Origin of the sequence: Sporosarcina sp. 179-K 3D1 HS, from assembly GCF_047228905.1 — a bacterium.
Classification (GTDB): Bacteria; Bacillota; Bacilli; order Bacillales_A; family Planococcaceae; genus Sporosarcina.
In genome coordinates this window covers 56,437-62,924 of sequence record NZ_JBFEGI010000016.1, presented here as the reverse complement: position 1 = coordinate 62,924, position 6,488 = coordinate 56,437, and the positions used below count along the sequence as shown (strand labels likewise).

Sequence of the window (6,488 nt, the reverse complement as noted above, 5' to 3'; positions counted from 1 at the left end):
TCTTGCCAAAGGCATCGCTGGGTAGCTATGTGTGGACGGGATAAATGCTGAAAGCATCTAAGCATGAAGCCCCCCTCAAGATGAGATTTCCCATTACATTTGTAAGTAAGATCCCTCAAAGAAGATGAGGTGGATAGGTCCGGGGTGGAAGTGCGGCGACGCATGGAGCTGACGGATACTAATCGATCGAGGACTTAACCTCAAACAAAAAGGTTGCATGGCTTGTGGTAAGCAGACAATGTTGGTTTTATCCGGTTTTGAGCGAACAAAATGAATTAATTTTGAAAAACGCTTGAAATACTCATTAGACTATGGTATAATAAGTCTTGTCTTGTGGAAAATAGTCCAGTGTCGATGGCGAAGAGGTCACACCCGTTCCCATACCGAACACGGAAGTTAAGCTCTTCAGCGCCGATGGTAGTCGGGGGATTCCCCCTGTGAGAGTAGGACGTCGCTGGGCTGTCATTTCCAAATGACTACTGAGTATTAGTAATGTTATTATTCCGCAGTAGCTCAGTGGTAGAGCAATCGGCTGTTAACCGATCGGTCGTAGGTTCGAATCCTACCTGCGGAGCCAATTGGAGAGCTGTCCGAGTGGCCGAAGGAGCACGATTGGAAATCGTGTATACGCTAACCGCGTATCAAGGGTTCAAATCCCTTGCTCTCCGCCAGTTATTTTACTTATTGAATATGGCCCCTTGGTCAAGCGGTTAAGACACCGCCCTTTCACGGCGGTAACACGGGTTCGAATCCCGTAGGGGTCACCATTTATTTAAACTAGCAGTAATGCGAAGCTTATCGCAATTTTAACCCGGAGGATTAGCTCAGCTGGGAGAGCACCTGCCTTACAAGCAGGGGGTCGGCGGTTCGAGCCCGTCATCCTCCACCATTTCTTTAATAGTATTGTCGCGGGGTGGAGCAAATCGCATAACAACGAATGCGATTAACGCCGACAGCGAAGCGTAAGGCGTCCAGTATGCCGAATGCGTAGAAGTACTTTTGTCTTATGAATAATATTATCGCGGGGTGGAGCAGTGGTAGCTCGTCGGGCTCATAACCCGAAGGTCGCAGGTTCAAATCCTGCCCCCGCAACCAAACGGTCCCGTGGTGTAGCGGTTAACATGCCTGCCTGTCACGCAGGAGATCGCCGGTTCGATCCCGGTCGGGACCGCCATTTATTTTCATTACATAGATTTGAAAAGGAAAGATAACACCGATTCAAATCCAATAATTACAATGTGGCTCAGTAGCTCAGTCGGTAGAGCAAAGGACTGAAAATCCTTGTGTCGGCGGTTCGATTCCGTCCTGAGCCACCATATATTTTCACCGTGCCGGTGTAGCTCAATTGGTAGAGCAACTGACTTGTAATCAGTAGGTTGAGGGTTCAAGTCCTTTCGCCGGCACCATCTTTCTGGTGGGGTAGCGAAGTGGCTAAACGCGGCGGACTGTAAATCCGCTCCCTCCGGGTTCGGCGGTTCGAATCCGTCCCCCACCACCATTATACAGGGGCATAGTTTAACGGTAGAATAGAGGTCTCCAAAACCTTTGGTGTGGGTTCGATTCCTACTGCCCCTGCCAATATTCTAGCTATTTCTAGCCTACTTGATGGCGGTTGTGGCGAAGTGGTTAACGCATCGGATTGTGGTTCCGACATTCGAGGGTTCGATTCCCTTCAGCCGCCCCATTCATGTTGCGAGATAATTATACTATAGTGGCGATTGTGGCGAAGTGGTTAACGCATCGGATTGTGGTTCCGACATTCGAGGGTTCGATTCCCTTCAGTCGCCCCATTATTTTTTGGGGTATAGCCAAGCGGTAAGGCAACGGACTTTGACTCCGTCATTCGTTGGTTCGAATCCAGCTACCCCAGTAGTTGCGGAAGTAGTTCAGTGGTAGAATACGACCTTGCCAAGGTCGGGGTCGCGGGTTCGAATCCCGTCTTCCGCTCCACTTTTTCTACGGCGGCATAGCCAAGCGGTAAGGCACGGGTCTGCAACACCCTTACCACCGGTTCGATTCCGGTTGCCGCCTCCAGTTTTGCTTCGTAACTTAATATTATGCCCGAGTGGTGGAATGGCAGACACGTCGCACTCAAAATGCGATGCCGCGAGGCGTGCCGGTTCAAGTCCGGCCTCGGGTATCCACGAAAAAAGGTACAACTTCGGTTGTATCTTTTTTTATTGGTTCAACTGGCAGCTCGAAAGCTCGTCAATCCCTGCAAGCGCCCATAACTTTGCGTGAGCGCTCATAACTTCGCACAGGCGCTTATAACTTCCCGTGGGCGCTCATAACTTCGGAAACTTCCTTCATCTGCTCTTAACCCCCTTTCCCCTTACAGCCATGTTACATGGCCATAAACAGTGTTTAATTCCATCCACTTATCCTCTCTTCATAAAAAGATTAAAATCTTGTAAGATTTGGTTACCTGAAACGTCTACTATATAAAGGGAGGGGAGAAAATGTGATACCACATTCGATTGAGGACTGGTTTTATAAATATGAAAAAGATGTAACCAGTTTTTTGATTTACTATACTGGGACGCTGGATGTGGAGGATCTTGTCCAAGACACCTTTCTGATTGCCTTGAAGAGCATATCTGCCTTTAAAGGAGAGTCCCATCCGAAGACATGGTTAATTACCATTGCGCGCAATCAGGTACTTGATACGTATCGTAGACGAAAGCTTTGGTCGCGCCTGACCCATTTGCTTCATTTGAAAGAGGAGCCCTCGGATGAAGTGGCGGCTTGGCTGGTCCGCAATCAAGAAGCGGATGCACTGTATCAGGCTATCCGGCAGCTTTCTCGAAAGAATCGGGAAGTGGTCATTCTCCGGGGAATTTTAGAAATGTCCTCCAAAGAGGTGTCTGCCATCGTGAATCTTACGGAAAATGCAGTAAATGTCATGTTTCATCGTGCGTTGAAGAAATTAAGACAATTACTGGAAGAGGAGGAGTCGGCCCATGGAAAAAACGAACGAATTACATGAGCAACTAAACAGCCTTCCCACTTATTCGCTGCCGGATAAAAAAAAGGAAGCCATTTTGCAGAATTTAGCCGAACCGCAAAAGAAACAACAACAAAACATGCGAGTAACTCGTCTTTTCCCGTCCATTACGCTTATGGTGGTCCTATTCGTCCTTTTCTTGTTTCTGAATGAAAGTCGGACTCACTGGAATGTAGGGCAGAACCAAATGGCAGACCGAGGAGAGTTATTTTCAGCCTCGCCTTATCAGGAGTTGATCGGCGTGGAAGGGAAAATTGGAATATTAGGTCCGCGCCATTTTGTAGCCGAGGATCCGAGGAGAGTCGCTAAGTTGATGTTATTTTTCTGGGGCACGCCTCAGGAAATGGTCTCTCAACCATATAAGGTGGAAGCGATCCATGCCAATGGAGAAGAGATCACTTTATCCGAGGGGGTCCTCAGCAGTCCGTTATACGAAGAAGATGCTCATGTGTTAACGAAGTTCACTCCATTTCCCATTGAAGGAGAATGGCAATTGTCTTTCTATATTGGCGAGAAGGTATTTGAAGAGTTTACAATCGAAGTACTGCCGCCCTTTCCTAAAACGGAATCGTATACATTACTGAATTCTCCCAAAGAAATAAATCCAGGGGAAGAAACAGAATTGTATATCGAAAAATATGGCAATGGGAAACGAGAAATCACGGTTGAGTTGAGGACATCCTCGGGTAAATTAGTTTCCACTCAAACGTTTCAGCGGGATGCAGACGCACTCCATGCCCCGACTTCGAAGAAATTGCTTATCTATCAAGGAGTCATGAACTTTCCAAAAAAGGGGAAGTGGATTCTCGTGATTGACGGAGAGAAAACGAAACCGTTTAAAAATTGAAGACGCCCCTTCCGCGATGGGTAGGGGCGTCCTCCATAGGGTGGGACCGATACGAAGTTAAGTGGCAGGAAACGGTTGCGTTGCCTGTAGTCGGTTATCGGGAAGTGGTCACAATGTAAAGGGTAACAGATGATTGGTTGGTCTCCATTAAATTGGACTATAGATCCCGTACCCTATGCCTTGAAAAGGACTCTCACCTTTTCAAGGCTCAAAAATAGTCGGTGTTGTCAAATTCCAGTTCAATCGCGTAGTTTTTCGCATTTATGCGGTTCGATACTTGATGGGCATCTTTTTCCGCTTGCAATGCTTTCAGACGATATGCTTCCGGGTCGAACAGAGCGACACGATAGAAGGTCGTGTTTTCACCATAGCCGAACTGGATTGCTTCCTTTTCGGAAGAAGCCAGTTCCTTATAAAAGTTGGCTTTTGCTCGAAGTTGGGTTGCCAGTTCGATCGCCTCGACAATCGCAAGCTGTTGGCCATCGAATTCAATTGTATGGTCGATATTGGCACGGTACATGAGGCGATCGAGCACTCGGCTATCGGTACGCACTTTTTCCAGCTCCGCTTCTACAACTGGCAAGGTACGTGGCCCTGTTTCAGGTGTCTTCCCTTTCTCCACCGTTGTGAAAGCAACGCGCCTCATTTCCGCTTCCAACTCATGAATCTTCTTTTTTATTATGCTCTTTAATTTGACGGCTTCTGCCAAAGTAATTTTACTCACTGGATTTCCCCCTATACACCTTCATTTGTCAATTGTAACGGATGGAGCGTCGGAATGTATAACATACGACTGGGAGTCACCACCGCTGATGCTGGTGAACATATTAGCGCAGGAGGTGGTCAGTTCAAGTGCCTCTTCTGCATCCATTGAAGGACGAATGAAGAACACTTGAAGGGCAGCGGTTGTTTCTTGGGTCACGGATGTCCGGATTGAATCGACAAACGGGCTTCCGAACGGACTATAATCATCTTTCAGCAATACAATCCCGGATAAGGAGTTGAAGCGGCCATTCAACCCTTCATAACCCTCATCTTCCGCTCCAACCGTGGCATGGATATTTCCGACTGTCTTATCAAAGTCGTAGATGCCTACCGGAATTTCATATTGCAGGGAGAAGAAGTTATTCAAATCGACTGCGCTGTGGAACGGCTGGATATAATTCTGTTTCTTGATCCGCCGCATCAGTGCTTCGACAGAGGGACGATACCGGTTCGGATCCGCCCCGAAGGTTTTCCAGACGTTGCGCCACTCTTGGATTCCCGAATACTCGGAAAACGCTTTGTCCTCTAATTCAAAGAAAAGCTGCTCTTGAAAAAGTTGTAATCTACCTTTTAGCATTTGAGGCGATTCTGCCACCGTAATTTTGGTATAATAATTAATGCCCAATTTCAAATCGGGCATGTCGGTCAGTAATTTTTGATCCAATTTAATTATCAATGACATCACCCTTTACCTAGTTTACCAATAATCTTAGCATAAAGGAGGCGATTTAGGGTGAACGCTGTTCAACTGCAACAAGCAATCCGGACTTACGCGGCTTCCATCGGCATTGACAAAATCGGTTTTACGACCGCAGCCCCGTTCCGGGAATTAAAAAACCGGTTGAAACGGCAACAGGAATTAGGCTATCAGTCGGGATTCGAGGAAAAAGACTTGGACAAGCGGACGGAACCGGCGTTGCTCCTAGATGAGGCGGAGAGCATCATATCCATTGCCATCGCGTATCCTTCCAAAATGCAGGATTCACCGAGAGGGAAAAAAGGGGAGCGACGGGGGCTCTTTTGCCGTGCGTCTTGGGGGATGGATTACCATACAGTACTCCGGGAGAAACTTCAGCTTTTGGAGCAATTTATAAAGGAATATGTGCCTGCAGCCCAGTTGCGTTCCATGGTCGATACGGGCGAACTCGTCGATCGGGCGGTGGCAGAACGCGCGGGTATCGGCTGGTCCGGGAAAAATTGCTCCATTATTACGCCGGAATTCGGTTCCTATGTGTATCTAGGAGAAATGATTACGAACATCCCATTTGAGCCTGACACGCCGATGGAAGAGGAGTGCGGCGACTGCACCCTTTGCCTGGATGCCTGCCCTACAGGAGCCTTAATACAAGGGGGCCAATTGAATGCGCAACGCTGTATCGCATTTTTGACGCAAACGAAAACACCGATTCCCGAGGAATTCCGGCGAGAAATCGGCAACCGTTTGTACGGATGTGATACATGCCAAACTGTCTGCCCGAAGAATAAACGGAAATACAACCTGCATCAACCAGCTTTTCAACCCGATCCGGAACTGGCAAAGCCATTGCTGCAACCGTTGCTGAAACTATCGAACCGGGAATTCAAGGAGCGCTTCGGCCATGTCTCCGGCTCATGGCGCGGGAAAAACCCGATTCAGCGGAATGCTATCATCGCTTTGGCGCACTTTAAAGAAGAAGCGGCTGTACCGGATTTGATCGGCATCTTACTAGAGGATCCGCGCCCTGTCATCCGAGGAACAGCCGCATGGGCGCTCGGAGAAATCGGTTCGGCGATGGGCTATGGCGCAATAGAAAAAGCATTACAAACAGAAGAAGATGAGTCTGTCCGAAAGGAATTGGAGGCAGCCATTGAGACCTTAGAGGAAGTGTAGAG

Annotated in this window: 5 protein-coding genes, 16 tRNA genes and 2 rRNA genes; 21 read left to right on the top strand and 2 right to left on the bottom strand. The window is 48.0% G+C overall.

Translation table 11 applies throughout. From position 1 onward, the window contains the following. The 20 genes from AB1K83_RS16725 to AB1K83_RS16630 form a co-directional block, all read left to right on the top strand. Positions 1 to 202, top strand: a 23S ribosomal RNA gene (locus AB1K83_RS16725); the annotation flags it as partial. A 142-nt stretch (positions 203 to 344) separates the two neighbouring features. Then, a 5S ribosomal RNA gene (gene rrf, locus AB1K83_RS16720) occupies positions 345 to 460 on the top strand. Positions 461 to 502: 42 nt separating this feature from the next. Further along, positions 503 to 577 (top strand) — tRNA-Asn (locus AB1K83_RS16715). Positions 578 to 580: 3 nt separating this feature from the next. Continuing rightward, positions 581 to 671, top strand: a tRNA-Ser gene (locus AB1K83_RS16710). Between the two features lie 21 nt (positions 672 to 692). Then, positions 693 to 767: transfer RNA gene (locus tag AB1K83_RS16705), tRNA-Glu, on the top strand. Positions 768 to 813: 46 nt separating this feature from the next. Further along, positions 814 to 889: transfer RNA gene (locus AB1K83_RS16700), tRNA-Val, on the top strand. A 131-nt stretch (positions 890 to 1,020) separates the two neighbouring features. Next, positions 1,021 to 1,095, top strand: a tRNA-Met gene (locus tag AB1K83_RS16695). Positions 1,096 to 1,098: 3 nt separating this feature from the next. Continuing rightward, a tRNA-Asp gene (locus tag AB1K83_RS16690) sits at positions 1,099 to 1,174 on the top strand. Between the two features lie 66 nt (positions 1,175 to 1,240). Next, positions 1,241 to 1,316 (top strand) — tRNA-Phe (locus tag AB1K83_RS16685). Between the two features lie 14 nt (positions 1,317 to 1,330). Beyond that, a tRNA-Thr gene (locus AB1K83_RS16680) sits at positions 1,331 to 1,406 on the top strand. A gap of 7 nt (positions 1,407 to 1,413) precedes the next feature. Beyond that, a tRNA-Tyr gene (locus AB1K83_RS16675) sits at positions 1,414 to 1,498 on the top strand. 6 nt (positions 1,499 to 1,504) lie between these two features. Continuing rightward, positions 1,505 to 1,578: transfer RNA gene (locus AB1K83_RS16670), tRNA-Trp, on the top strand. Between the two features lie 30 nt (positions 1,579 to 1,608). Next, a tRNA-His gene (locus AB1K83_RS16665) sits at positions 1,609 to 1,684 on the top strand. Positions 1,685 to 1,714: 30 nt separating this feature from the next. Continuing rightward, positions 1,715 to 1,790, top strand: a tRNA-His gene (locus AB1K83_RS16660). A gap of 8 nt (positions 1,791 to 1,798) precedes the next feature. Continuing rightward, positions 1,799 to 1,870, top strand: a tRNA-Gln gene (locus tag AB1K83_RS16655). Positions 1,871 to 1,875: 5 nt separating this feature from the next. Next, positions 1,876 to 1,950 (top strand) — tRNA-Gly (locus AB1K83_RS16650). Between the two features lie 10 nt (positions 1,951 to 1,960). After that, positions 1,961 to 2,034: transfer RNA gene (locus tag AB1K83_RS16645), tRNA-Cys, on the top strand. Between the two features lie 25 nt (positions 2,035 to 2,059). Then, positions 2,060 to 2,140, top strand: a tRNA-Leu gene (locus AB1K83_RS16640). A gap of 321 nt (positions 2,141 to 2,461) precedes the next feature. Further along, a complete protein-coding gene (locus AB1K83_RS16635; RefSeq protein ID WP_413059342.1) occupies positions 2,462 to 2,986 on the top strand; it encodes an RNA polymerase sigma factor in 525 nt (174 codons plus the stop codon). Further along, positions 2,961 to 3,851 carry a hypothetical protein gene (locus tag AB1K83_RS16630; RefSeq protein WP_413059341.1) on the top strand — a complete coding sequence of 297 codons (891 nt, stop codon included), beginning with the start codon at positions 2,961 to 2,963 and terminating at the stop codon, positions 3,849 to 3,851. Before AB1K83_RS16635 ends, AB1K83_RS16630 begins: the two co-directional genes overlap by 26 nt. A 208-nt stretch (positions 3,852 to 4,059) precedes the next feature. On the opposite strand, the gene AB1K83_RS16625 is transcribed toward AB1K83_RS16630, so the two are convergent. Next, positions 4,060 to 4,575, bottom strand: coding sequence for a hypothetical protein (locus AB1K83_RS16625; protein ID WP_413059340.1), 516 nt, complete (start codon positions 4,573 to 4,575; stop codon positions 4,060 to 4,062). 21 nt (positions 4,576 to 4,596) lie between these two features. Next, the gene (locus AB1K83_RS16620) at positions 4,597 to 5,292 is read right to left on the bottom strand and encodes a B3/4 domain-containing protein (RefSeq protein WP_413059339.1); all 696 of its coding nucleotides are present in this window, start codon (positions 5,290 to 5,292) and stop codon (positions 4,597 to 4,599) included. A 57-nt stretch (positions 5,293 to 5,349) separates the two neighbouring features. Between AB1K83_RS16620 and queG the strand changes: the two genes are divergently transcribed. Continuing rightward, a complete protein-coding gene (queG, locus tag AB1K83_RS16615; RefSeq protein WP_413059338.1) occupies positions 5,350 to 6,486 on the top strand; it encodes a tRNA epoxyqueuosine(34) reductase QueG in 1,137 nt (378 codons plus the stop codon). Positions 6,487 to 6,488: the final 2 nt, after the last annotated feature.

Bases quoted from the DNA above. Each gene is read 5' to 3' on its own strand.
- AB1K83_RS16630 (WP_413059341.1), top strand. From the start codon at position 2,961: ATGGAAAAAACGAACGAATTACATGAGCAACTAAACAGCCTTCCCACT.